18 protein-coding genes and 1 tRNA gene are annotated in these 24887 nt (G+C 65.7%); 11 read left to right on the top strand and 8 right to left on the bottom strand.

Features of this window, described 5'->3' with window-relative positions:
• Positions 1-67: 67 nt before the first annotated feature.
• Positions 68-331: a 30S ribosomal protein S20 gene (rpsT, locus tag RKE25_RS15090; RefSeq protein WP_311838918.1), complete on the bottom strand. Its 264-nt coding sequence runs from the start codon at positions 329-331 to the stop codon at positions 68-70.
• A gap of 289 nt (positions 332-620) precedes the next feature.
• Here rpsT and murJ point away from each other — a divergent pair, with 289 nt between their 5' ends.
• From murJ to ispH, 5 genes are all read left to right on the top strand, one after another.
• Entirely contained in the window at positions 621-2213 is a 1593-nt protein-coding gene (murJ, locus tag RKE25_RS15085; RefSeq protein WP_311842403.1) for a murein biosynthesis integral membrane protein MurJ, read from the top strand.
• Between the two features lie 41 nt (positions 2214-2254).
• A complete protein-coding gene (locus RKE25_RS15080; protein WP_311838917.1) occupies positions 2255-3208 on the top strand; it encodes a bifunctional riboflavin kinase/FAD synthetase in 954 nt (317 codons plus the stop codon).
• 115 nt (positions 3209-3323) lie between these two features.
• Entirely contained in the window at positions 3324-6185 is a 2862-nt protein-coding gene (ileS, locus tag RKE25_RS15075; protein WP_311838916.1) for an isoleucine--tRNA ligase, read from the top strand.
• Positions 6186-6239: 54 nt separating this feature from the next.
• Positions 6240-6740: a signal peptidase II gene (gene lspA / locus RKE25_RS15070; protein WP_311838915.1), complete on the top strand. Its 501-nt coding sequence runs from the start codon at positions 6240-6242 to the stop codon at positions 6738-6740.
• A gap of 62 nt (positions 6741-6802) precedes the next feature.
• Complete coding sequence (gene ispH / locus RKE25_RS15065) at positions 6803-7771, top strand: 4-hydroxy-3-methylbut-2-enyl diphosphate reductase (protein WP_311838914.1); 969 nt, start codon at positions 6803-6805, stop codon at positions 7769-7771.
• Positions 7772-8137: 366 nt separating this feature from the next.
• On the opposite strand, the gene RKE25_RS15060 is transcribed toward ispH, so the two are convergent.
• Positions 8138-8213: transfer RNA gene (locus RKE25_RS15060), tRNA-Thr, on the bottom strand.
• 433 nt (positions 8214-8646) lie between these two features.
• Between RKE25_RS15060 and RKE25_RS15055 the strand changes: the two genes are divergently transcribed.
• From RKE25_RS15055 to RKE25_RS15045, 3 genes are all read left to right on the top strand, one after another.
• Positions 8647-10704, top strand: coding sequence for a response regulator (locus tag RKE25_RS15055; RefSeq protein ID WP_311838913.1), 2058 nt, complete (start codon positions 8647-8649; stop codon positions 10702-10704).
• Positions 10705-10771: 67 nt separating this feature from the next.
• On the top strand, positions 10772-11515 hold the full coding sequence (locus RKE25_RS15050) for a response regulator transcription factor (protein WP_311838912.1): 744 nt from the start codon (positions 10772-10774) through the stop codon (positions 11513-11515).
• Positions 11516-11591: 76 nt separating this feature from the next.
• Positions 11592-12221: a response regulator transcription factor gene (locus tag RKE25_RS15045; protein WP_311838911.1), complete on the top strand. Its 630-nt coding sequence runs from the start codon at positions 11592-11594 to the stop codon at positions 12219-12221.
• A gap of 48 nt (positions 12222-12269) precedes the next feature.
• On the opposite strand, the gene RKE25_RS15040 is transcribed toward RKE25_RS15045, so the two are convergent.
• From RKE25_RS15040 to RKE25_RS15030, 3 genes are all read right to left on the bottom strand, one after another.
• Positions 12270-13415 (bottom strand): CHASE2 domain-containing protein, encoded by a 1146-nt coding sequence (locus RKE25_RS15040; protein WP_311838910.1) that lies wholly within the window; start codon positions 13413-13415, stop codon positions 12270-12272.
• Positions 13416-13463: 48 nt separating this feature from the next.
• A complete protein-coding gene (locus RKE25_RS15035) occupies positions 13464-15140 on the bottom strand; it encodes a FecR domain-containing protein (protein WP_311838909.1) in 1677 nt (558 codons plus the stop codon).
• Between the two features lie 133 nt (positions 15141-15273).
• Positions 15274-18129, bottom strand: a complete 2856-nt coding sequence (locus RKE25_RS15030) for an ATP-binding protein (RefSeq protein WP_311838908.1) — start codon at positions 18127-18129, stop codon at positions 15274-15276.
• 219 nt (positions 18130-18348) lie between these two features.
• Here RKE25_RS15030 and RKE25_RS15025 point away from each other — a divergent pair, with 219 nt between their 5' ends.
• Together RKE25_RS15025 and RKE25_RS15020 are read left to right on the top strand one after the other, a co-directional pair.
• The gene (locus RKE25_RS15025; protein WP_311838907.1) at positions 18349-18969 is read left to right on the top strand and encodes a response regulator transcription factor; all 621 of its coding nucleotides are present in this window, start codon (positions 18349-18351) and stop codon (positions 18967-18969) included.
• A gap of 581 nt (positions 18970-19550) precedes the next feature.
• Entirely contained in the window at positions 19551-19904 is a 354-nt protein-coding gene (locus RKE25_RS15020; protein WP_311838906.1) for a hypothetical protein, read from the top strand.
• Positions 19905-19910: 6 nt separating this feature from the next.
• On the opposite strand, the gene RKE25_RS15015 is transcribed toward RKE25_RS15020, so the two are convergent.
• From RKE25_RS15015 to fabV, 3 genes are all read right to left on the bottom strand, one after another.
• Positions 19911-20111: a hypothetical protein gene (locus tag RKE25_RS15015; RefSeq protein ID WP_311838905.1), complete on the bottom strand. Its 201-nt coding sequence runs from the start codon at positions 20109-20111 to the stop codon at positions 19911-19913.
• A gap of 50 nt (positions 20112-20161) precedes the next feature.
• Positions 20162-20416 (bottom strand): GlsB/YeaQ/YmgE family stress response membrane protein, encoded by a 255-nt coding sequence (locus RKE25_RS15010; RefSeq protein WP_311838904.1) that lies wholly within the window; start codon positions 20414-20416, stop codon positions 20162-20164.
• Positions 20417-20700: 284 nt separating this feature from the next.
• On the bottom strand, positions 20701-21900 hold the full coding sequence (fabV, locus tag RKE25_RS15005; protein ID WP_311838903.1) for an enoyl-ACP reductase FabV: 1200 nt from the start codon (positions 21898-21900) through the stop codon (positions 20701-20703).
• A gap of 234 nt (positions 21901-22134) precedes the next feature.
• Between fabV and fusA the strand changes: the two genes are divergently transcribed.
• On the top strand, positions 22135-24300 hold the full coding sequence (fusA, locus tag RKE25_RS15000) for an elongation factor G (protein WP_311838902.1): 2166 nt from the start codon (positions 22135-22137) through the stop codon (positions 24298-24300).
• Positions 24301-24887: the final 587 nt, after the last annotated feature.

The following is a 24887-nucleotide window of genomic DNA, read 5'->3' as shown; positions in this document are numbered from 1 at the left end:
AACATGCAAAACGAAAGGGCCGGCTTGCGCCGGCCCTTTCGCCAACCCGAATCGCGTGAAAGCTGGCTTACGCCAGCTCGCGGATCTTCGCGTTGAGGCGGCTCTTGTGGCGAGCGGCCTTGTTCTTGTGGATCAGGCCGCGGGCGGCGTAGCGATCCATCACCGGCTGGGCAGCGGCGAACGCTTCGACGGCGCCAGCCTTGTCCTTGGCCTCAATAGCCTTGACGACCTTCTTGAGGGCGGTGCGCACCATGGAGCGGGCGCTGATGTTGCGCAGGCGGCGCTGCTCGGACTGGCGCGCGCGCTTCTTCGCGGACTTGATGTTGGCCAAGGTAGAACTCCGGAATCGCTTGGGTTGGTTGGAAAAAGGCGGTGATTATGCGGCTAATGAGCCGTTGCGTCAACAGCTTAGGCGCGCCGGGACGGCTCCGACAGGGCCGGGAGGCACGGCAGGGCCCGCCGTTCCCGTGAACGAGGGCGCTATTTTGCCACTTTCGCGCTGTCTTCCCGCCCGCGCCGGCTGTCAAACTACGCGCTTTGCCGGCGCCCGCACGGGGCGCGGAGCCGGCCGGTGCATCCCATAACAAGAAGGTATCGGCGCGCGCATGAAGTCTCCCAGCATGTTCCGAGGGCTGCTGTCGTTCAGCGGCATGACCATGATCTCGCGCGTCCTCGGGCTGGTCCGGGACATGTCGATCAATGCGGCCTTCGGCGCCAATGCGGCCACCGACGCGTTCTGGGTGGCGTTCCGCATCCCCAATTTCATGCGCCGGCTATTCGCTGAGGGGTCGTTCTCGACTGCTTTCGTGCCGGTCTTCACCGAGGTGAAGGAGAAGCGCAGCCACGACGAGCTCAAGGCGCTGATGTCGCGGGTCTCCGGCACCCTGGGCGGGGTGCTGCTGCTGGTTACCGCATTGGGAGTGATGTTCGCGCCCCAGGTCACCACGCTGTTCTCGCCGGGCGCGATCGAAACCCCGGAAAAGTTCGCGCTGACCGTGGACCTGCTGCGCCTGACCTTTCCTTTCCTGCTATTCGTTTCCCTGACCGCCCTGGCCGGCGGCGCGCTCAACAGCTTCCACCGCTTCGGACTGCCGGCGCTGACGCCGGTGATCCTCAATCTCTGCATGATCACCGGTGCGCTGTGGCTGGCGCCGCGACTGCATACGCCGATCATGGCCATGGGCTGGGCGATCCTGGTCGCGGGCATCCTGCAGCTGCTGTTCCAGTTGCCTGCGCTGCGGCAGCTGGACCTGCTGGCGCTGCCGCGCTGGGGCTGGAGCCATCCGGACGTGCGGCGGATCCTGAAGCTGATGGTGCCGACGCTGTTCGGCTCCTCGGTGGCGCAGATCAACCTGCTGCTGGACACGGTGATCGCCTCGCTGCTGTACATCGGCTCGCAGAGCTGGCTGTCGCAGGCCGACCGCTTCCTGGAACTGCCGCTGGGCGTGTTCGGCGTGGCGCTGGGCACGGTGATCCTGCCGTCGCTGTCGCGCCATCACGTGGCCACCGACAGCGATGGCTTTTCCAAAGCGCTCGACTGGGGCCTGCGCACGACCCTGCTGATCGCCGTGCCGGCGATGTTCGCGCTGATGCTGCTGGCCGAACCGCTGGTCGCCACGCTGTTCCAGCATGGGCGCTTCACCCCATTCGATACGCGCATGGCGACCCTCTCCATTTCCGCGCTGAGCTTCGGCCTCCCGGCTTTCGCGCTCGTGAAGGTCGTGCTGCCGGCCTTCTATGCCCGCCAGGACACCCGTACGCCGGTTCGTGCCGGCGTGGCTTCGCTGATCGCCAACATGGTGTTGAACGTACTGTTCCTGGCCTTGCTTTTCGCCCTGTGGGCGCCGGCCGAGGTCAAGCAAGGGGCCTTGCTCGATGGCCTGGCCAAGGTGCCCGGCCTGCACATGGCGCTGGGTATTGCCAGCGCGGCGGCGAGCTACATCAACCTTGGCCTGCTGTGGCATTGGTTGCGCAAGGCGGGGGTATACCAGCGGCAGCCAGGCTGGATGCGTCATCTGGGGCGGCTGGCGCTGGCCTGTGCGGTGATGATCGGCGTGCTGCTCGCGGGGCTGTGGGTCTGGCCGGACTGGACCGAGGCTGCGAAATGGACCCGGGTCTGGCACCTGGCTGCCCTGGTCGGCGCGGGTGGCGGCGCTTACCTCGCGGCGCTGTTTGCGGCGGGCTTCCGTCTGCGTGAACTGCGCGGCGTTTGATGCGCCGCCGCGAGGCGCCGGGCTGAGGCTATACTCGCGCGATGACAAGACTTTCCAGGGATATCGCCGGCCCCTGTCTGGCACCCGGCGGTAGCGTGGTGGCCGTCGGCGCGTTCGACGGCCTGCATCGAGGGCACCAGGCGCTGCTCGCGCAGGTGCGCGAGCGTGCCCAGGCGCTTGGACTGCGGCCGGTCGTGGTGAGCTTCGAACCCTTGCCCCGCGCGTTCTTTTCCACGGAGCCGGTGCCACGGCTCTCCAGCGTGCGCGAAAAGCTCCTGGGCTTCGACGCGGCCGGGATGGGGCAGGCACTGATCCTGCGGTTCAACCGCGAATTGACGTCCATGCCCGCCGAGGATTTCGTTCGCCGCGTGCTGGTCGAGCGCCTGCGCACTCGCGAAGTGTGGGTGGGCGGTGATTTTCGTTTCGGCCACAAGCGGGGGGGCGATGTCGCGCTGCTGGAGTCGATGGGGAAACAGCTGGGCTTCAGCGCCTGCGTGATGCCGCCGGTCTTGCTCGATGGCGCGCGGGTGTCGGCCACCCGGGTACGCATGTTGCTGGCGGCTGGCGAGTTCGCCGGCGCTGCTCCTCTGCTGGGGCGCCCCTTCGTCATCGAAGGCAAGGTCGAATACGGCAACCAGCTCGGGCGGCAGCTGGGCTTTCCCACGGCCAACATCCACCTCCGTGATCGGGTGCCGCCGGTGCGCGGCATCTTCGCGGTGCGTGTCGGGCTGGGCGAAGGCGAATGCGCCTGGCCTGGCGTCGCCAGCCTGGGCATCCGCCCGACGGTGAACCAGGTGCCGCAGCCGCTGCTGGAAGTGCACCTGTTCGATTTCGAGGGCGACCTCTACGGCCAGCGCATGGCGGTGGAGTTCGTCGCCAAGTTGCGCGACGAGCAGAAATTCGATGGCCTGGATGCGCTCACCGAGCAGATGCACCGCGATGCCCGCATGGCGCGCGAAGTGCTCGGTATGAACCCCCGCCTGGCCGAGGCATGAGTGCCCGGAATCCGCTAACGTTCCGGCTTTCGTCCGGCGCGCGATCCGCGCCGGCCAGACATTCCACGGCGACGGCACGAGGGCCGCGCCCGACAACCCCGATGGCATCCGAGCAATGACCCAGGATTACAAGAACACCATCAACCTGCCGCAGACGGACTTCCCGATGCGCGGCGACCTGCCCAAGCGCGAGCCGCAATGGCTTGCCGAGTGGGAGAAGGTCGGCCGCTATGCGCAGATCCAGGAGCGCACGGCCGGCCGCGACAAGGTGTTCGTGCTGCACGATGGCCCGCCGTACGCCAACGGTGCGATCCATCTCGGCCATGCGGTGAACAAGGTGCTCAAGGACGTGGTGGTGAAGTCGCGCCTGTTGGCCGGCTACCGCTCGCCATACGTGCCCGGCTGGGATTGCCACGGCTTGCCGATCGAGATCGCAGTGGAGAAGAAGCACGGCAAGGCCGGCGACAAGCTCGATGCCGTGGCTTTCCGCCAGAAGTGCCGCGAGTACGCGCAACAGCAGATCGATCTGCAGCGCACGGACTTCAAGCGTCTCGGCGTACTGGGCGACTGGGAGCATCCCTATCGCACCATGGATTTCAAGTTCGAGGCCGACATGCTGCGCGCCCTGGCCCGCATCGTGGACAACGGTCACGTGGTGCGCGGCTTCAAGCCGGTCTATTGGTGCTTCGACTGTGGCTCGGCGTTGGCGGAGGCCGAGATCGAATACGCCGACAAGGTATCGCCGGCCATCGATGTGGCTTATGACGCCATCGACGGCAAGGCCTTGGCGGCCAAGTTCGCTGTGGACGCTGGCGATGCCATCGTCGCCATTCCGATCTGGACTACCACGCCGTGGACCCTGCCGGAAAGCCAGGCGGTATCGATGGGCGCCGAGCTGGAGTACGCCCTGGTCGAAGGTCCGTCGCGCGACGGGCGCCGCGTGCTGTTGGTCGTGGCTTCCGCATTGGTGGAGAAGGCTCTGCATCGCTACGGCGTCGAGCACCCCGTGGTCCTGGGGCGCATCGCCGGGCAGGCGCTGGAAGGCGTGCTGCTGCGCCATCCGTTCTATGAGCGGCGCATCCCGGTGCTGCTGGGCGAGCACGTGTCGGCCGAAGACGGCACGGGTGCGGTGCACACCTCGCCGGACCACGGCGTGGAAGACTTCGTCGTTTCCCGCAAGTACGGCATCGACACGCTGAATTACGTCGAGCCGCGCGGCACCTATCGCGTGGACACGCCGCCGGCCGATGGCCTGCAACTCGCCGGCGCGCACCTGTGGAAGGCGAACGACGCCATCGTAGAGGTGCTGCGTGGCCGCGGCGTGCTGCTGGCTCACCACAAGATCGAGCACAGCTATCCGCATTGCTGGCGCCACAAGACGCCGGTGATCTTCCGCGCTACGCCGCAATGGTTCATCAGCATGGAGCAGGCCGGCCTGCGCAAGGCGGCGATGGACTCCATCCGCCAGGTGCGCTGGGTGCCGGCGTGGGGCGAGGAGCGCATCGCCGGCATGATCGGCGATCGCCCGGACTGGTGCATCTCGCGCCAGCGCACCTGGGGTGTGCCGATTGCGCTGTTCGTGCACAAGGCCACCAAGGAGCCGCATCCGAAGTCGGTCGAACTGTTGGAGCAGGTCGCCAGGCGGGTGGAGCAGGGCAGCATCGACGCTTGGTATGCGCTGGATCCAGCCGAACTGCTGGGCGACGAGGCCAAGGACTACGAGAAGGTCAACGACGTGCTGGACGTCTGGTTCGACTCGGGCGTCACGCACTTCGCCGTGGTCGGCCAGCGTCCCGAGCTTCAGCAGGGAGATGCCGCTTCGTACAAGGTGATGTATCTGGAAGGCTCGGATCAACATCGCGGCTGGTTCCATTCCTCGCTGCTCACCTCCGCCGCCATCCACGGCCGCGCGCCCTACGACGACGTGCTCACGCACGGCTTCACCGTAGACGCGCAGGGTCGCAAGATGTCCAAGTCGCTGGGCAACGGCATCGAGCCGCAGGACATCATGAAGAACCTGGGCGCGGACATCCTGCGCCTGTGGATCTGTTCTACCGATTACCGCAACGAGATGTCGCTGTCGGACGAGATCCTCAAACGCGTCTCCGACATGTATCGCCGCATCCGCAACACGGCGCGCTTCCTGCTGGGCAACCTGGACGGCTTCGACCCGGCGAGACACTTGCTGCCGGTGGAAGATTGCCTGTTGCTGGACCAGTGGGCGGTGCAGCAGGCCTTTGATGTGCAGCAGGCGGTAGCGGCCGCGTACGACCGCTACGATTTCCCGGAGATCGTCCAGCGCGTGCAGAACTTCTGCACCAATGAGCTGGGTGCGCTGTACCTGGACATCACCAAGGACCGCCTCTACACCATGCCGACCGACAGCCGCGGCCGGCGCAGCGCGCAGAGCGCGATGTTCCGCATCGCGGAAGCTCTGGTGCGCTGGCTGGCGCCGGTGCTCAGCTTTACGGCGGAGGAAATCTGGAAGGCCCTGCCGGGCGAGCGCGCCGAAAGCGTGCTGTTCGAGACCTGGTACGACGGCCTCGAGGCTACGCAGGGCTCGCCGGAACAGCGGCGCTACTGGTCCGACCTGCTGGCGATCCGCGATACCGCGTCGCGTGTGCTCGAGGGCATGCGCAAGGCCGAGCAGATCGGTGCCTCCCTGGAGGCCAAGCTGGCGATCCATGCCGATCCGGCCTTGGTGGCCCGCTACGCGCCGGCCGCGGACGAACTGCGGTTCTTCTTCATTACGTCCGACGTGCGTCTGGACGTTGCCGGCGGGCAGCCGGACACGGCCGTGTTGTCGGAGCTGGAGGGGGCGGACGTATGGGTGTCGGCCACCGTCAGCGATGCGGCCAAATGCGTACGTTGCTGGCACCGCCGCGACGACGTCGGCCAGCACCTGCGGCATCCGGAACTGTGCGGACGTTGCGTGAGCAACGTCGACGGGCCGGGCGAAGACCGCCGTTGGTTCTGATCTTGGCGGCCGGCGCGAGCCGGCCGCTGTTCTTCCGCCGTCAGCAGAATACGCATGAGCAATAAACCCAACGCATTGCCCTGGCTGTGGCTGTCCGCCCTGGTCATCGGGCTGGATCAGGCGACCAAGTGGTGGGCGCTGTCGGCGCTTCAGCCGGCCGGCACCCCGCACCCGATCATCCCGGGCTTCCTCAACTGGACGCTGGCCTTCAACACCGGCGCGGCTTTCAGTTTCCTCGCGGACAGCGCCGGCTGGCAGCGTTGGTTCTTCGTCGGGTTGGCCATTGCCATCAGCGCGGCATTGCTGGTGTGGCTCCGACGCACCGAGCGGGGCGATTGGCGCACGGCGCTGCCCCTGGGGCTGATCGTCGGCGGCGCGCTGGGCAATCTCATCGACCGCCTGCATGCGGCCCAGGTGACCGACTTCATCCAGGTTTACCACAAGGATTGGTACTTCCCGGTATTCAACGTAGCCGACTGCGGCATTACGGTCGGAGCAGTGATGCTGATCGTCTTCGGCCTGTTCACCGGCAAGCCGGACGGGGGCGTGAGATAATCCCGCCCTCGGCGCCCAGGTATCCGGGCGTCCGATGATCTTGCCGACAGTCGAGGCTTTCCTTGGACATTCTTCTCGCCAACCCCCGCGGATTCTGCGCCGGCGTGGATCGCGCCATCGCCATCGTCGAGCGTGCGCTCGAATCGTACGGGGCACCCATCTACGTGCGGCATGAAGTGGTGCACAACCGCTATGTGGTGGAAAAGCTGCGCGCCGGTGGGGCCGTGTTCGTCGAGGAGCTCGAGGAAGTGCCCGACGGCGCCACGGTCATCTTCAGCGCCCATGGTGTCTCGAAGGCGGTGCGCGAAGAAGCGGACCGGCGCGGCTTGAAGGTGTTCGACGCGACCTGCCCGCTGGTCACCAAGGTGCATATGGAAGTCGCGCGCCTGGGGCGTACGGGGCGCAGCGTGGTGTTGATCGGCCACGAGGGGCATCCCGAGGTCGAGGGCACGATGGGGCAGTGGAACCCGGCCAACGACGGCGAGATTCTGCTGGTCGAGTCGGTGGAGTGCGTGGCGAAGCTCCAGCCCAAGTTTCCGCACGCGCTGTCATACGTCACGCAGACGACGTTGTCGGTGGACGACACGAAGGCAATCATCGCCGCCTTGCGCGAGAAGTTCCCCGACATCGAAGGTCCGCGCAAGGACGACATCTGCTACGCCACTCAGAACCGCCAGGATGCGGTTCGCCGTCTGGCCGATGCGGTCGATCTGGTACTGGTGGTCGGCTCGGTGAACAGTTCGAACTCTAACCGTTTGCGTGAGCTGGCGGAAAAGCAGGGCGTGCGTTCGTTCCTGATCGACGGCGCCGAGCATATACAGCGCGAATGGTTGAACGGCGTGCGGCGTATCGGGCTTACGGCGGGGGCCTCCGCGCCGGAGAAACTGGTGCGTGATGTCATCGCGCGACTGCAGTCATGGGGGGCGGGCGACGTCCGCGAATTGGACGGTGAGGCCGAGACCATCACGTTCGCCTTGCCGAAGGAGCTTCGTTTGGTGGCGGACGCGGGCGGTTCTTCGGCCAGCCTCTGACGCGGCCGGGCATTTCCTCGATCACATACGGGTTATTTCGCCCGCGCGCGGCAACGCTACGTCGCGCATAGCCGTCTACGGATGTCGCGTAGCTGGGGTTACAGCGGTCACGGCTACAGCGGTGCATTTGGCGAGGGAATGCGAGCTGCCTTTCAGCTTCCTGTAGGGAAAACGTATTCCCAGCAAGGCGAGCTGGCTTTCGAAAATCTGCCGGACTTCTGCTGCTATCAGAGCCATCCTGTACGCAGCTATGGCTAGACGTACTTGTCTGCCGTTTGGCCGCGCCTGACCCGGCCGCGAAACATGTGCCCCAAAGCAAAACAGCGCATCACACCGCCGAGGTGTAATGCGCTGTTTTCAATAAGCTGGTGCCGGAAACAGGAGTCGAACCTGCGACCTACGCATTACGAATGCGCCGCTCTACCAACTGAGCTATTCCGGCAGCGAGCCGCAAATTCTACGTAATGGCCGTTAGGGGTGCAAGCAGCATCCTCCCGAGCGCATTTTCTCGACCAATTCATGGGGTTACGCAGCCCGCGAACGTTTTGGGAGCAATCCCAATGCCTTGTGCGGTGCGGTCCGTTTCAGAATGCGCCTGCAACGGAATCTGGCTAAGCGTAGGCGCGGCACTCATGGGGTGGTCCTCCCGGAACTACCCGGCAGCACCGGAAAGCGCCTGCTTCATCAAACGGCTTCTCCCGTCGGCGAAGCATCCAGGAGCACAAGAGGGAGGGTGTGGTATGCGCCTCAGGAGTTTGGGGATTAAGGTAGTTGCGTGGCTGGCGAATGGCTTGAGGTCGCGACGCCAACGGTCTGCAGCGAGGCCATCTTGGCTGGGCTCGGCGAGGGGAGCCGGTTCTGCGCCGCTGGAAGGCGTGAAGTCAGAAGTGCCGATCGTGCGAGCTCTGGTGCTCGGCTTTGTCGGAAAACTTCCCGAAGATATCAACCGTCCTCCGCTCTCGGCGGAACTGACCGATGTGTCGGCCGCCTGGTCGATACATCCCGCCTGGGGCGGCGCTTTGCTGGGACTGATCGCCACGACGTGGCTGGCCTACAAGCGCTACCAGGATATGCGGCGGGCGCCATCGGCATCCGGCGATATCTACGAGGCCATCTTCCAGGCCATGCCTTGCCCGATGTTCTGCAAGGATGCCCGAGGTGAATACGTTGCCGTCAACCGGGCGTACGAAGAAGCTTTCGGCGAAGTCCAGGATGCCTCGCTCGATCGCGATGGAGAGCAGGCAGCCGATGCCGCTGAAGGAAGTTTGCCCAACGAGGGTGGAGGCTTTCGCAGCAGGGACCCACGTTCCGCCGTTGCGGATGCTCAGCAACCCGGGCGTGAGTACAGGTTTCGAACAGCGACGCTGGAGCCCCGCGAGGATGGGGCCGCCTGGGTGGGGATCCTGACCGACGACGATGGCGAAGCCGGTTCATCGGGCCCCAGTCAGTCGGGACGCTATAGCGAAGGGCTGATGGATTATGCGCTGTTATCGGCGATCAATCATGACGTGCGGACTCCGCTGACCGGCATTCTGGGCGCGCTGGAATTGCTCGAGTATTCGGAACTGACCACCAAGCAGCGCGAACTGCTGCGCAATGCCGAGGGGGCATCCAGGGCCTTGCAAGGCATCCTGGACGACGTGCTGTTCCTCGCGAGGCTGGAAGCGGGCGCAACCCCGCGTGAGCACCAGCCTTTCAATCCGCGCGAAGTCATTGTGACCGCGCTGGCAGCGCTGGACGATAGGGCAGATATCGAGAAAGTGCTGGATGACCGGCTGGCGCAACGCCTGCTCGGGGACGCGGCCTGCTTGCGCCAGGTGCTGACCAAGCTCGTGACTCATGCAATCTCGCGCAAGCTCGGCAAGCCTTGGCGCTTCGAGGTTCGCGTATTGGCAGAAGGCACGCGATGGCAGTCTGTGGAGTTCATCCTGGAAGTGCTGCGGGACAAAGACCCTTCCGAACCGGTCTCTCCGTTTGCCGGCGATGGGTGCAGGGCGGACGAACTGGCCTGGATCGCGGCTTGCAAGTTGTGCGAATGGATGGGGTTCGCTTTACAGGAGCAGGGCTGCGGATGGACGGCGCCTCGGTTCGTCGTGCGTGGATGCTTCGCGCGTGCGGCCGACGTGCTAACCGACGCACCATCGCCGAAGAACAGAGATGTCCCCGGATTCGATCTAACCTCCGGCCTAGCCACCATTCTTGTCGCTGAGGATCACGAGCTGGTTCGCGAAGTCATCGGGCGCCAGCTCGCGGCACTGGGTTGGCCCTGCGATCTGGTCAGTGACGGCGAAAGTGCGCTCCAGGCGCTAGCGCAGCGCGATTATGCACTGCTCATTACCGATCGCTACATGCCGAAGATGGATGGCCTGGAGCTGGTTCGGCGGGTACGGTCTGCGGAAGGCGCGGATCGCATGCCCATCGTTCTGCTCACCGCCAACCTTCCCGAAGACGAAGGGGAAGCCTTCAGCGATATTGGCATCGACGAGGCGATCTGCAAACCGACAAGCCTGCAGTCGCTTTCGGACGTGCTCGCCAAGTGGATTGCGACTCGTGCCGAGGTCGGGTGCAAAGTCGACCGAGTCGACATCCCGAACCAGACGGCGTCTGACGCGAGCCAAGTAGTCGAACGCCTGCACGTTGTTTTCGAAGGTGACGTTAGTTCAATCGACGATTACCTGCGCCTGTTGTGTAACGAGCAGAGAAGATTGAAAAAGCATATGGGCGAGTCGGACGTCGCGCGCATCCGCGAGGTCGCGCATTCGCTCAGCGGCATTGGCTCGTTCTTCGGGGCCGAGTGCCTGGCTGGATTGGCGATGTCCGTAGAGCTTGGCGAAAGCGCTCCGGATGTGATCCGTAAGGCGGAAGAACTCGGAGCTTATCTGGAGGAGTTCGTCGTCGCTTTACGCCAGCGAATGCATCGCTCTTGCTACTGATACGAATTGGGTTTCGGATGGCTCGCATAGAAAAGTATCAAGCACGGCTTTAGAAGTTTGATCGTGCATGCGCACGGCAGCCATGCGTGAAGCTGCCAATCCACCATCGATCAGTGGTGGCGGTTTGCCGCCAGCCCATTATCAATGGCGTTCACGCCAAGGAGAGTATTTAGTGAGTACGAAAAATGATTCGGCTATTCGCATCATTCTCGCGGATGACCATCCCATCATCCGCAAAGGTGTCATGGCCGTACTCGGCAGTAGTGACATCCAGGTGGTCGGCGAAGCTTCATGTCCTGTCGAATTGCTGTCTTTGCTGGACCGCGTGGAATGCGACGCGGTTGTGACCGACTACATCATGCCCAGCGACGCCTCGCCCGACGGCATCCGCCTCATTGAGAAGTTACGCTCGCTACGTCCATGCATGCCTATCGTCGTGCTGACCATGTTGCGCAACGTCGGCTTGCTCCAGGCCCTGTTGACGGCCGGTGTCAAAGCGATCGTGGACAAGGGTACGGCGATGGCCGAGATCCACACGGCTGTAAGGCTGGCTGCGATGGGGCATGTATTCGTCAGCGCTACGTTCGAGGGGCGTCTGGCTCGTTTCGGTTCCCATTCGGTCAGCCGCCTGACCGATCGCGAGAGTGAGGTGATCCGCATGCTGGTCGCCGGCATGAGCGTGACCGAGATCGCGCGTAAGCTTGATCGCAGCGTGAAGACGGTCAGCAAGCAGAAGACCGATGCCATGAAGAAGCTCGGCCTCCGTTCGGATATGGAAATCTACGCCTACGCGTCCGAAGTCGGTTACTGACAGCCCGCGTGGTCGTGCCGGCCAGCATGCCGTGCACCGCAGATGCACGTGGCAAATCATCACAGGGATCCGTTCAATGTTCACCGCTGTCATCGTCGATGACCACCCCATGGTCAACGGCGCGATCCGCACCATGCTCGAGCGCACCGGGGAGTTCAAGGTGCTGGCCGAGTGCACCAACGGGCAGACGGCGCTCTCCGTCGCCACCGAGCTCCATCCGGATCTGCTAGTGATCGACCTGGACCTGCCCCAGCTGGGCGGCACGGAAGTGATCAGCCGGTTGCGCGAGGGAGGGAAGCCGATGGCTATCCTGATGATCTCCGCCGGCGAGGAGATCGTGAGCGGCGTCAGGGCGTTCCGCGCAGGCGCGGACGGGTTCATCCACAAGAGCGCACCGATGGAGGATGTCGTGGCTGCCGCTCAGCTCATCGTGCGCGGCAAGATCTACTTCGCCCGCAGCGTCATGACGGCCGCATCCGGTGTCGTGTCGAATGGATCGCAAGGGCCGCTCAACGATCTGGGACGACGCGAGTTCGAGGTGTTCCGGTGTCTCGCTCTAGGCATGTCCAACGTCGACATCGCGCGGCACATGGAGATCAGCAACAAGACCGTCAGCGCCCACAAGCGCAACGTCATGGACAAGCTTGGCCTGGCCAACATCCGCGACGTCATCGAAATGGCGCGGCGGTACCGAATCATCGAATGACGCCCAGACGGCAATCACCGACCGCGCTCTACCTAAAGAAGACGCGACTCAACTTCGGTGCCGCCGCACGCCTTCGATCAGCGACATCAGCACGGTGCCCGCCAGAATCACCGCCAGGCACGCGGTTGGCGGCCACCACCAGCCGGCCTCGCGCAGGAGGGTCACGCTGAGGAGCAGGCACGCCATCGCGGTGACCAGGGCGACTACTTTGGCTGAGCGAAGGCCGGGCCATCCGTAGAGCAGAAAGGGCAGCGCAAGTACTGCCGCGCCGATCATGAGCTGGCCGGAGAAATTCAGCGGCACCAGCGTGTTCTTGTCCTGTACCGACTCCAGCAGGTTCGCTTGGTATTCCACGCCGGGCATGCGTTCGTTTCCGCCGGAAGCTGAGGTGTCGAGCAGGTCACCGAGGCCGGCGGCCGTTGCGCCGATCAGCACCCAGCGGTTCTTGAGCAGCGAAGCAGGCGTGCGTCCTTCGAGCACGTCGACATACGAGACCTGATCGAAGCTGCCGGCGGGGCCGGCGAAGTGAAGCATGACGTAGTCGTCGCGCAACCATTGGTAGGGAGAGGCCCCTTCCTGCACCGAGCGGCGCAGGCTCAGCGGTTCGTGTTCGCCGGCACTCCGCTGGCCGAGATCCCGCACAGCGACCGCCAGCGCGGACCAGTACGGGCTGCCCAGGCCGGCCTTGAGATAAGCGCCTCGGACGACACCGTCATCGTCCTTGGCCGCGTCGACATGTCCGAAGGCGGCTGCCGCGCCGGCAAGTTCGGGAGTGGGCAACATTTCCTCCAGCGTGCCGCCCAGTTCCGCGGCCTCGGGAAATACCGGCATGACGACGCGACCATTGCGGCGCATCGCGTCCGCGAGCGCTTCGTCGTTCTCGGGGTGGCGCAGGTCGGGCTCGGCCATGGTGATATCCATGCCTACGGCCCGCACTCCGGCCTCGGTCAGGCGATCCAGCAGTCGGGCATGCACCGCACGCGGCCATGGCCAATTGCCCACCGCCGCCAGGCTTTTCGGATCGATCGCGACGATCACCACGGCATCACCCGGGCGGTAGTCCCAGTGGCGCATGTGCGTGTCGTAGAACGCATTGTCCAGACGCATCGCCACGCCGCTGGCGAGTACCAGGGTGAGTACGGCCACGCCGATCATCCACCCCAGTACCCGCCCCAGCATCCCGACTGCGCTCATGCGCCGGCCCACCGCCGGGAAGGTGTGCCAACGCGGTCGCTCATGACCTCACAGCACCAGCCACAGCAGCGCAGCACCGCCACCCGCCGCGGCCCAGCGACAGGATACGCAGGAGATACGGGTTTTCTGCGCAGGGCTCCAAGGCCCGGCGTAGCCGTCGGTATCGATCGTCTGCACGCGCACGTACCACTTGCCGGACTTCAGCCGTTTCAGATCGAGTTCCGGCTTGTCGACGGTTGCATCCACCTCCGGTTGCTGGAACATCGGATCGCGCGCGAGCTGCACGTGGTACCGCTGGCCCGGCGTGCCTTCCGGCCAGCTGAGTACGAGGTCGCCCTTGGAGCGCTTGGGCTCCCCGGGCACCGGTACCGGAGGTTCTTCCACCAGGTCGAACGCAAGTGCATGCGTGTAAGGGCCTGCCTTGCCGGTGCCGTCGCGGCTCGCCACCCGCCAGTAATAACGGCCCAGCGGAAGCGGCTGGGGGGGCCGTACGTGATCGCCGCGCGCCTGCGGCTGCTCCGCGAGGACTTGTGCGAAGTCCGCATCTGCGGCGAGCTGCCATCGGTAGGATGCCGCCTGCGTGCTCTCCGTCCAGCGGAATTCCGGGCGCTTGTCGCGCACTTTGCTGCCGGGTTGCGGGGACACGATCAGCGGCGGTTGAGGTGTGCCGTCAATGGATATGTTCGGGCATACGCCGTCCAGGCCCTCCAGGCCTTCCGCGTCGATGCCACGCACGCGCACCGCGTACGTCCCATCGGGCAGGTCGGGCAGGGTGACCGAGTTCGCCGTGACGACGCGGTCGAGCAGGAGCGCTTCGAACTTTTCGTTCGACGCCAACTGCAGGCGATAACGCGGTGCGCCGGCCAGCGCGGGCCAGTGCAGCTCGTAGGGAAACTGCTTGACCGCTCCGTCGGGGCACTGAAGCGCCGGCGCCGGGGGCAACGCCTGGGGCCGTCCAGGTGCCGCACCGTCGGCCGTGGCGACGCCGCTGCCGGATTTCACCAGCACGTGCCGCTTCTGCCCGCCGACATCCACCTTGCCGCCGGTCACTTCCGTACGCGCGGACTTGGCGTCGGGGTCGGCGACGACTCGGAAGTGGGTGCCGCGCACGCTCGAAATGGTCCCCGGCGTGGAGACGCTGAAGCGCGCCGCGCTGCCGGTGAGCGGATGCACGTCGCTATTGACGCGGCCACGCTGCAGGCGCAACCGGGTATCGACCATGCCCGTGTCGCCATAGGCGCTCAGGCGGTCGAGCGCCAATTCGCTGTTGGCCTGCATCAGGACGCGCGATCCATCCGCGAATTCCAGGGTAAGGCTAGTGTCGTTGCCGGTGACGAGGCTGGTGCCGTAGCCGAAGCTCATGCCGGCTTTCACCGGCACCGGCTGGCCGCTTTCCGCATTCTTCGCGGTGGCGTCGCCGATGATCGCGACGACTTTCGCCCTGGCCGGCTCCAGGCGCAGCCAGGCCACGGGAATGCGGACGGTCATGCCCGGTGGCAAGTGCAGCGGATCGTCGACCTGGTTGTAGTCCTGCAGCTTCTGCCAGGGAATGTCCGCCTTCAGGTAACGGGCGGCGAGATCCCAGATCGTGTCCCTGGGGCGCACGCGATAGCTCCAGTCGGAAGACGGAGCCGCCTGCAAGGCGGTGGCGGCGAAAGCCAGAACGAACGGGACGGCGAACAACCAGCGGTGGAGCCTGGGCCGCCCCCAAACCCTGTATGTCATGGGAAAACCTCTTTCCTGTTGCGCCCCCTGACGCTCACCGCGCGGTCCTTCCAGGCGGATGGGTTCGTCCGGTCACCCACCCACTGTGCGGAATTCAGACGGCGCCTATTGTTGCGAACCCAGGGGAAAATAGCTAACCGGCCCGCTGGTCGGCTGGCGACCGGTTCAGCTTGGTGAGCAGCCGTTCCACGTCTTCGGCGAAGGGCGCCAGACGGGGCAGGGTGTCCAGTGCCGACGTCCCGTGCAGGTTTTCCAGCAATTGTCGGCCTTGGCTCAGTACGGGGCCATCGCTGAACAGCTGAAGGGCGCCGAGCAGCCGGTGCAGGCTGAGCGCGGCGGCGGCCGGGTCCCGGTGCGCCACGCTGCGCCGCAGTTCCGCCAGGTCGTCGTGGCTGGCGCTGGTGAAGGCCAGCAGCATGTCCGAATACAGGGCGGGGCTGTCTTCGGGTCCGCTCATGCCGGGCAGGAGCGGGTGGGTTTCCGAGCCCTGCCTGTCCGTGCCCAAGGCCGGCGCAGCAAGGTTCGCCGCAGGTAGCCACTGGCCAAGCTTCTGGCTCAGCGGCAACAACTGCAGCGGCTTGGCCAGCACGTCGTCCATCCCCGCTTCGCGCACGCGAAGCGCTTCACCGGCCAGTGCGTTGGCGGTCATCGCGATGATGGGCAGCCGTGAACCCGCGCCGCCTTGCACTTCGTGCCGGCGCCACGCGGTGGCCAGTTCGTAGCCGCTCATACCCGGCATGTTGCAGTCGGTGAGCAGCAGGGCGTAATCGTGTCCGGACAGTGCTTCGAACGCATCCACGCCGTTGTCCACGATGTCGCAATCCAGCCCCAGCACCGCCAGCTGCCGCCGGATCAGCTGCTGACTGACCGGATGATCCTCGGCGACCAGGATGCATCCGCGATGCGTCGACAAGCCGCGTGGGGAAGCGGTCGTCAGGCCGGCCGGCGGTTCGTCGTCTTGCAGATCGGAGGTGGGCAGGTACGCCTCGTCGTCGCGCAGCTCCAGGGCGGTGAGGCATGCGCGTACCATCGCCTGCCAGCGCAACGGGTTGGCACTCAGATACGTTCGTTCGTCACGATGCTGCACGCCGGAGGACACCGCATCGTCGGTCACGGCGACCACGTGCGAGCTCAAGCGCGTCTCGCTGTCGCGATCGCCCGGGTCCACGAACAGCAGGCTGGCCGCCATGCCTTCGCGCAGGGGCTGCCCCGGCGGTGCCAGTTCCACGGTCAGTCCCAGCGACTTCAAGTGTTCACCCACGGCCGACGCCGCTTCTGTCGCGGACAGGCGTACCACCGCATGCCGACCGTGCAGCGATGCCGGCGCGGAAGCCTCGCGCCGTTCCACCGGCAGGCGCACGTCGAAGACCACAGTCGTGCCGGCTCCCGGCTCACTGCTCAGCTCTATCGTTCCGTCCATCAGCTGGGCCAGATGCCGGCAGATCGCCAGCCCCAGGCCGGTACCGCCGTAGCGCCGGCTGGTGGAGGCTTCGGCCTGGGTGAACGGACTGAACAGATTGGCCTGCCGTTCTTTCGGGATGCCGATGCCGGTGTCGGTCACGGCGATGCGCAACTGCTGGCGCGCGCCGTCGTCGCTCAGCACCACCATGCGCATCGATACACTGCCGCGTTCGGTGAACTTGATGGCGTTGCTGAGCAAGTTCAGCAGGATCTGCCGAAGGCGGACGCTGTCGCCACGCAACGTGCCGGCCACCGTCGCATCCACCGCGAGGCGGATCGCCAATCCCTTCGACTGTGCGCGGGCGGCCATCACACTCGCCACGTTGTCGGCCAGCACGCGCGGATCGAATGCAGTCTCGTCCAGGCGCAGGTCGCCTGCTTCGAGCTTGGAGAAATCGAGGATGTCGTTGAGTACCTGCAGAAGAACGCCGGCCGAGTCCTCCACGGCGCGCAGCAGTTCACGCTGCTCGGCGTTGACCGGCGTGCGGCCGAGCAGCTCGAGCATGCCGATGACGCCGTTCATGGGCGTGCGGATCTCGTGGCTCATCGTGGCGAGGAAATCCGCCTTGGCCTTGGATGCCCGCTCCGCCACGTCGCGCGCGATGCGCAGTGCCTCGTTGCGGGCGTTAAGTTCGGTGGTATCGATGAAATAGCCGGCGAGGCGGAGCTCGCCGCCCGGCAAGGCGCGCGGCGCGAGCATGCCGTGGATCCAGCGCAGGCCTTCGGCGCCGAAGGCGCGGAAATCCAGCGAGCGCGGAGCCAAGTCGGAACCGACCGGTGCGATGAGCCGGAGGAAAGCATCCACGTCGTCTGGATGGATGCGCTCCTTCAGCGGCCGCTCCTGCAGCACGCCGCCGTCGCCCAGCAGGTCGGCGGCATCCAGGCCGAACAATGCCCGCACGTCGCCGGCAGAGAACGTCACGTGCCGCACGCCGCTCGCATCGCGCAGCAGGTTGAACACCACGACCGGGACATGCTGCACGGCCTCGCGCAGCCCGCGGTCGGTCACCTGGGCCATCCGCTCGGCAGCGCGGAACGCGGTGATGTCCTGCATCAGTGCCAGCGTCCGGCTTACGCCATCGTCGGACCCGACCGGCTGTTTCCACAGGAGGGCCTGACGCTCGGCGCCTTCCTCGGCGTAGGCGATTTCGGCAGGCCACGGGCCGTCCGGCCGCTCCCGCAAAGCGGCCCGCATCGCATCGGCGGCGACCGCATGGGTGCGGGCGGCGTCATTGAGGCCGGCTTCGCTGCCATCCGGGCCCAGGATCAGCACGGGATAGGGCAGCGCATCGAGCGCGTCGCGCGAGAACGCATGTTGTATGGCCAGTTCGGCTTCGGCGACGCGCAGCTTTTCGGCCTGTCGCTGCAGACGCCACGCCAGGGCCAGCGCGGCCACCGCCACCAGGATCAGCAGCGCGGCCAGCATCAGCGTGGCGCCGCTTACCGGGATCGCCTGGTTGTCGATCCAGGCCAGGGAGAGCGCGGCGGCCGCCGGCCTGGGAGGAGAAAGACGGGGCGTGGTGGGCATGACGCTCCTGGCGACGCGGTGCTGATCGGGTGCGCGGCAAGCGCGGATGTCCCCGCAGCCTGCTCTGGCAATGTTCCCCGTGGCGCAGGCGGCCGCTGTCCATGCCTCGCTGCGCGTTCATGCTACTGTTGCCGCCGCTCCGGTACAAACCGGACACGCCGGCTGCAGGAGCCGGCCAGGCGTGGCGGCGAAGGGATTCCCCAGGCAAGGGCAGGTACGTTGAGGGTCATCATTTCCGACGATCATCCCGTCGTCCTGATGGGGTTGAAGGCGGCTCTGCAGAGCTACGGGGACCGCTTCCGCATCGTGGGCGAGGCGCGCAGCGGCAAAGAGCTCTTCGCCTTGCTGGAGCGCGAGCCCTGCGATCTGTTGATCACCGACTTCGCCATGCCGGGTGACAAGCCCGACGAAGACGGCCTGGCCATGCTCACGCGCGTGATCGAGGCGTGGCCGGCGCTGCCGGTACTGGTACTCACCATGCTCAGCAATCCCGGCCTCGTGCAGGGCATGCTCGCCGCGGGCGTGCGCGGCGTGGTGGACAAGATGGCGATGACCCGGGAACTGATGCTCGCCATCGACATGATCAAGGCCGGCCGTACCTACCTCAGCGAGCGCACCCGCCGGCAGATCGAGGGCGGCGAGGAGACCGGCGCGCTGTCGCCGCGCGAGGCCGAAGTGGTGCGGTTCCTGGCGCAGGGCGTCACCGTCTCCGAAATCGCCCGGCGCACCGGCCGCAGCGTCAAGACCATCAGCCAGCAGAAGCGCGATGCCATGCGCAAGCTCGGCCTGGAAGGCGACAAGCAGCTGTTCGACTACGCCCGTTCCAGCGGTTTGCTGTAACTCCGCTTCACTCGGAATCCTTCCGCGATCCTGTCGGTGCCCGCCGGCTTGCCTCCTGATACCTCAAGAGCGCTAGCACGCCTTTTGTCCTAAATGATGTGACTGAAAGCACATTTCAGTTGCTCTAGGACTTTTCTGATTCTAAGGCCGCAGCCCATCACCACAATGAGCCCTGCCAAGTGCAGCGGGGCTCGCATCGCTTCCTCCAGGGGCCGACCGGTCCCGCCGCACCCGATTTCCCGCATACCAAGGACGGTATGTGTCGGCGAGGCTACGTCGGCGGTACCCCAGGCTCTAGCCCCCTGGCGCCTGGGTGCCGGGATCTGTTTTGTGGAAGGCGAAGTGGCGGCCGGCGGCGTTCCCGAACCGGGCGCCGGACCGGCTCGGTGGTGGCTTTGCACGCTTCCGCCTTCCGGATCGAAGGACGGCCTGTGCCTGGCACGGCTGCTCCAGGGTGTTCGAGAGGTAGTTATGAGCAGGATCTTCAGCACGACATGGGACCGGTCCCGACCGGTCGGTAGCCAGGGACGGATCGGCTGCCGCACCGGCCTGGCCGCCGTCCCCGCGGCGGAGCCGCCCCGTTGAGCGCGCTGCCCGCCGCCATGGCCTGGCCCACCCGACGCCGACTGCTTCCCGACGTACTCCGCCTGGTGGCCGATTCGCGTGTGCGCCCCTATCACAGCCCACAGGACATGGCCCTTTGGCGCGAGCTGGCCGCGATCGCGGCCGACGCGAAACCGGACGACCCGGTCTCGTTGGCAAGGATCCGCCTGCCGCTGCTGCGGCGCATCCTGGAAGCAGAGTGGGGAGCTCCCGCACTGCGGGACGAGATGACGCTGGCGATGTTGCGGACGGAGGATCGTCTGGTCGCGGTCGACCCGGAACTGTGCGACGTGCTGCGCCGGGCAGTGATGGCGCTCAAGCGCCTCTATTGAACACGCTCAGCAGCGGTCGACCGCGATGGTATGACCGCAGCTGACCAGCTCGATGCGCGCGTCCTCACTGCAGCGTTCGCGCGCAAGCGCGCGCGCCAGTTTGATGGCTGGCCCCAGGCGCAGTCCGGCCGAGACCACCAGATCGCCCGTCCATAGGCTCCAGAGCCCGTTGTGGTCTTCCTGGATGCGGAAAACGACGGTTTGCATGCATTGCCCCCAAGGAGGCGCGCGCCCCGCGGCGCGCGCATCGGATGCGCTCACGCGCGTCGGAATAGTCGCAGCACGAACAGCAGCGCCACCGCACCCAGCGTCGCGGTGATGATCGAGGCGAGCAGCCCGCCGCCGAAGCTGATACCCAGAGCGCCAGACAACCAGCCGCCGACGAAGGCGCCGACGATTCCCACCACGATGTCGACCAGCAGGCCGAAACCGCCTCCCTTGACCAGCAGACCCGCCAGCCAGCCGGCCACCGCGCCGATGACCAACCAAGCCAAGATGCCGTGCGTTGCCATGCGATAGCTCCCGTTCGTTGATGGAGCGACAGGGCGGGTGCGTCTCCGCATCGACCGGCCGCGCGCCCCCGTCCAAAACAGCCAGGCGGACGGGGCGGCAGCAGTCTAGGAAGCGGCGGGCGTGCGCTCTTTCAGATAAGTCCTAGCCCTCGGTGCAGGGAGCCGGGCATGCGGGATCCATTCAGTCTGGACGGACTCAGCCACGGCGACCGCGGCTGCCTGAGGCGCAAAGAAAAGGCGCCTCCCTGAAGGAGGCGCCTTGGATCGGGCCATCGAGGTACGGGTCAGAGTTGCACGACGTCGAAGTGCACGTCGGGGTTGACCTCCGCCGCGTAATCCACGTCCTTGCGGCCGAAGCCGAACAGCTTCTGGAACTCGGCCTTGAAGCCTTCGTAATCGGTAATTTCTTTCAGGTTCGCCGTGGTCACGGTCGGCCACAGGGCCTTGCAGGCCTGCTGCACGTCCTCGCGCAGCTCCCAGTCGTCCAGGCGCAGGCGGCCTTCGGCGTCCAGCGGTGCGGGCGTGCCGTCCTCGCGGTACATGAACTGGTGGAACAGGCGGTTGGCCTGCTCGATGCAGCCTTCATGAATGCCCTTCTGCTTCATGATGCGGAAGGCGAGCGACACGTACAGCGGGATCACCGGAATGGCCGCGCTGGCCTGGGTCACCACCGACTTCATCACGCCCACGCGGGCATCCAGGCCGGGATGGCGCTGGCGCAGCTCGCGCGCGGTGTTGTCCAGGTGCTGCTTGGCCTTGCCCAGGGTGCCGTGCCAATAGATCGGCCAGGTGATCTCGGTGCCCACGTAGCTGTAGGCGATGGTCTTGGCGTCCCGTGCGAGCACGCCGGCCCGGCTGAGGGCGTCGATCCACAGCGCCCAGTCCTCGCCGCCCATCACGGTGACGGTGTCCTTGATCTCCTGCTCGGTCGCCGGCTCCACCGTGGCCTGTATGACCTCGTCCTTGTCGGTGTTCACCGAAGTGGCGGTAAAGGTTTCCCCGACGGTCTTGAGCGCCGAGCGCACCACCTCGCCGCTGCCCGGCAGCTTGCGCACGGGGGAGGCCAGCGAATAGACCACCAGGTCGATCGGGCCGCCCATCTCGTTCTTGATGATCTCGATGGCCCGTTCGCGGGTCTCGTCGGCGAAGGCGTCGCCGTTGATCGACTTGCTGTAGAGGCCGGCCTGCTTGGCCGTCTCGTCGAAGGCCCAGGCGTTGTACCAGCCGGCGGTGCCCGGCTTGGACTCGGACGACGGTTTCTCGAAGAACACGCCCAGGGTGGCCGCGCCGTAGCCGAAGGCCGCCGTGATGCGCGAGGCCAGCCCGTAGCCGGTGGAGGCGCCGATGACCAGGACCCGCTTGGGGCCGGCGGCTGAAACACCCGCCTTCCGGGTGATCTCGATCTGTTCCAGCACGTTCTGCCGGCAGCCGGTGGGGTGGGCGGTGACGCAGATGAAGCCGCGGATCTTGGGGTTGATGATCACGAGTCTCGGGTCCGTCTAGGGGCGTGAAAACGGGGCATTTTAGCCAACTGGCGCCGTTTTACCCGTACGGGGACGTAGGTTCGGGGCCCCCGGAGGGGCCGGGGAGGAGGCAGGCGCTTGCCGGCTTTTTCACAAGATCGCCGTGCCCCCACTGGATTCTGTAAGCCTTTCCCCCCACATTAGGCGGCTAACCATTCAACCCGCCCATCCACCTACCTATTCGGAACCGGCCGCATGGCACGCCAGAAACCGCTCTCGCTCTACCGCAACATCGGCATCATCGCTCACATCGATGCCGGCAAGACCACCACGACCGAACGCGTCCTGTACTACACGGGCAAGAAGCACCAGATCGTGGACGTGCACGACACCAAGGACGGCAAGGGCTCCACCACCACGGACTATCTGGAGCAGGAGCGCAAGCGCGGCATCACCATCCAGTCGGCCGCCGTGTCGACCGAGTGGAAGGGCCACCAGATCAACGTGATCGACACCCCCGGGCACGTGGACTTCACCATCGAGGTGAACCGTTCGCTGCGCGTGCTGGACGGCGCCGTGGTGGTGTTCGACGGCGTGGCCGGCGTCGAGCCGCAGACGGAAACCAACTGGCGCCTGGCCGACCAGTACAACGTGCCGCGCATGTGCTACATCAACAAGATGGACCGCATCGGCGCGAACTTTAAGCACGCCGTGGACGGCATCAAGAACCGCCTGGGCGCCAACGCGCTGCTGTGCCAGGTGCCGCTGGGCAGCCACGACGAGTTCATCGGCATGGCCGATCTCGTGGCCGGCGTGGCCTACGTCTGGCAGGGCGACGACAAGGACAGCACCTGGGAAACCATCCCGCTGGATCAGGTCGCCAGCCATCCGAAGTGCCAGTTCTCCGCCGCGGGCGACCGCGAGTGGGTGGCCAACCTCCTGCAGCTGCGCGAGGAAACCATCGAGCGCGCGCTGGAAATGGACGACGAGGCTTTCGACAAGCTGCTGCACGCCGGCGATGTCGAGACCTTCGTCAAGAGCAGCGACTTCAGCCTCGAGCTGATGAAGAAGGCCATCCGCAAGGGCTGCGTGACCGGCAAGCTGGTGCCGGTGTTCTGCGGCTCCTCCTACCGCAACAAGGGCGTGCAGCAGCTGCTCGACGCCGTGGTCGACTACATGCCGTACCCGGGCGAGAACGGCGGCATCGCGCTGGTCGACGAGGACGGCCACGTCGTCGGCGAACAGGGCGTGGTGGACGACGCTCCGGCGCGCCTGCTGGCCTTCAAGGTGATCAACGACCAGTTCGGCAGCCTGACCTTCTGCCGCATCTACTCGGGCGTGATCAAGAAGGGCGACACCCTGCAGAACGTCACCCGCGGCAAGAAGGAGCGCATCGGCCGCATCGTGGAAGTGCAGGCCAACGCCACCAAGGACATCGAGGAAGTGCGCGCCGGCGACATCTGCGCCTTCGTCTCGCTGAAGGAAACCGAGACCGGCGACTCGCTCACCGATCCGGCCCATCCGGTGCTGCTGGAGCGCATGCGCTTCCCCGACCCGGTGATCAGCGTGGCGGTGGAACCGAAGAGCCGCAACGACATCGACAAGCTCTCCACCGCGCTCTACAAGATGGTGAAGGCCGACCCGTCGCTGAAGCTCGAAGTGGACAAGGAAACCGGCGAGACCGTGCTCAAGGGCATGGGCGAGCTGCACCTGGAAATCACCATCGACCGCATGCGCACCGAGCTGGGCGTGGACGCCAACATGGGCAAGCCGCGCGTGAGCTTCCGCGAAGCGTTCGGCAAGACGGTGGAACACACTTACACGCACAAGAAGCAGTCGGGCGGTTCGGGCCAGTTCGCCGAAGTGAAGATCATCTTCGAGCCGGGCGAGCCGGGCAGCGGCGTGGTGTTCTCCGACGAGATCGTCGGCGGCCGCGTGCCGCGCGAGTACATCCCGGCGGTGGAACACGCGGTGATGGTCGAGTCGCGCGAAGGCCAGGTGGCCGGCTATGAAGTGCTCGACTTCAAGGCGCGCCTGGTGGACGGCAAGTACCACGACGTGGACTCCTCCGCGCTGGCGTTCGAAATCGCCACCCGCGCCTGCTTCCGCGAAGCGCACAAGCTGTCCAGCCCGAAGCTGCTGGAGCCGGTGATGAAGCTCGAAGTGGTTACCGAAGCCGACTATCTCGGCGACGTGATCGGCGACATCAACCGCCGCCGTGGCTCGGTCAGCGACCAGGGCCAGCGCGGTACCAATGCTTTCGTGCAGGGCTATGTGCCGCTGGCGGAGATGTTCGGCTACATCAACTTCCTGCGCTCCGCGACCAGCGGCCGCGGCACCTTCACCATGGAGTTCGACCACTATGAGGAAGTGCCGGCCAGCATGGTGGCGAAGCTGATGGAGAAGGAAAAGACGAAGTAAGCGGACCTGTCTCCGCCTAGAGAGCCGCCGGGGCACACCCGGCGGCTTTTTTTTGCCAAGCATTCGCTTGCCCGGCCGAAGGCCGGCGGCCCGCGCGGCATCGCGTGCTTCTCTTCAGTGGCGTTCGACACGGCGGCCCAAGCCTGGCGCGAGGTCTCCTTGCCATAGGCATGCGCCGCCTTCCTGGCCGTTCCTTGAGTTTTTGCGCCGCGCCCTAACGGTTCCGAAGATCGCGACGGACTCCCTCCCAGGCCGCCGTGTCGCCGCCTCATCGCATTGGGGCATCCATGTGCACCGATGTATGCCGGGCGTGGACTACGAGCGACGAAGCAAACCTGTAGGTGCGCGCAGGTGGCCGGAAAATCCTTGCAATGGGTGAACGATAGAAGATGCAGCCTAGCTGGGCGTCCGTTCGCGGAAAACCATTCGCCCATAAAAATGGCCCCCTTGCGGGGGCCAGGCCATCCGTTGGGAAATAGCCTGTCGGGAGGGCTGAAAGGGGGGTCAAGACCGTCCCGACGCGCCTTAGATACCGGGCGCGATGTGAAGGCGCCGTCAGTGTTCGTGCGGGCAGCGTCACGGCGCCG

The sequence above is a fragment of the Dyella sp. BiH032 genome (genome assembly GCF_031954525.1).
Classification (GTDB): Bacteria; Pseudomonadota; Gammaproteobacteria; order Xanthomonadales; family Rhodanobacteraceae; genus Dyella_D.
Note: the sequence above shows the minus strand (reverse complement) of the source record. Positions and strands in the feature narration are given on the sequence as shown.

Coding starts and splice junctions, on each gene's coding strand:
- murJ (WP_311842403.1), top strand. CDS start 621: ATGTTCCGAGGGCTGCTGTCGTTCAGCGGCATGACCATGATCTCGCGC.
- RKE25_RS15080 (WP_311838917.1), top strand. CDS start 2,255: ATGACAAGACTTTCCAGGGATATCGCCGGCCCCTGTCTGGCACCCGGC.
- ileS (WP_311838916.1), top strand. CDS start 3,324: ATGACCCAGGATTACAAGAACACCATCAACCTGCCGCAGACGGACTTC.
- lspA (WP_311838915.1), top strand. CDS start 6,240: ATGAGCAATAAACCCAACGCATTGCCCTGGCTGTGGCTGTCCGCCCTG.
- RKE25_RS15050 (WP_311838912.1), top strand. CDS start 10,772: ATGCGCACGGCAGCCATGCGTGAAGCTGCCAATCCACCATCGATCAGT.
- RKE25_RS15045 (WP_311838911.1), top strand. CDS start 11,592: ATGTTCACCGCTGTCATCGTCGATGACCACCCCATGGTCAACGGCGCG.
- RKE25_RS15040 (WP_311838910.1), bottom strand. CDS start 13,415: ATGAGCGCAGTCGGGATGCTGGGGCGGGTACTGGGGTGGATGATCGGC.
- RKE25_RS15035 (WP_311838909.1), bottom strand. CDS start 15,140: ATGACATACAGGGTTTGGGGGCGGCCCAGGCTCCACCGCTGGTTGTTC.
- RKE25_RS15030 (WP_311838908.1), bottom strand. CDS start 18,129: ATGCCCACCACGCCCCGTCTTTCTCCTCCCAGGCCGGCGGCCGCCGCG.
- RKE25_RS15015 (WP_311838905.1), bottom strand. CDS start 20,111: ATGCAAACCGTCGTTTTCCGCATCCAGGAAGACCACAACGGGCTCTGG.
- RKE25_RS15010 (WP_311838904.1), bottom strand. CDS start 20,416: ATGGCAACGCACGGCATCTTGGCTTGGTTGGTCATCGGCGCGGTGGCC.
- fusA (WP_311838902.1), top strand. CDS start 22,135: ATGGCACGCCAGAAACCGCTCTCGCTCTACCGCAACATCGGCATCATC.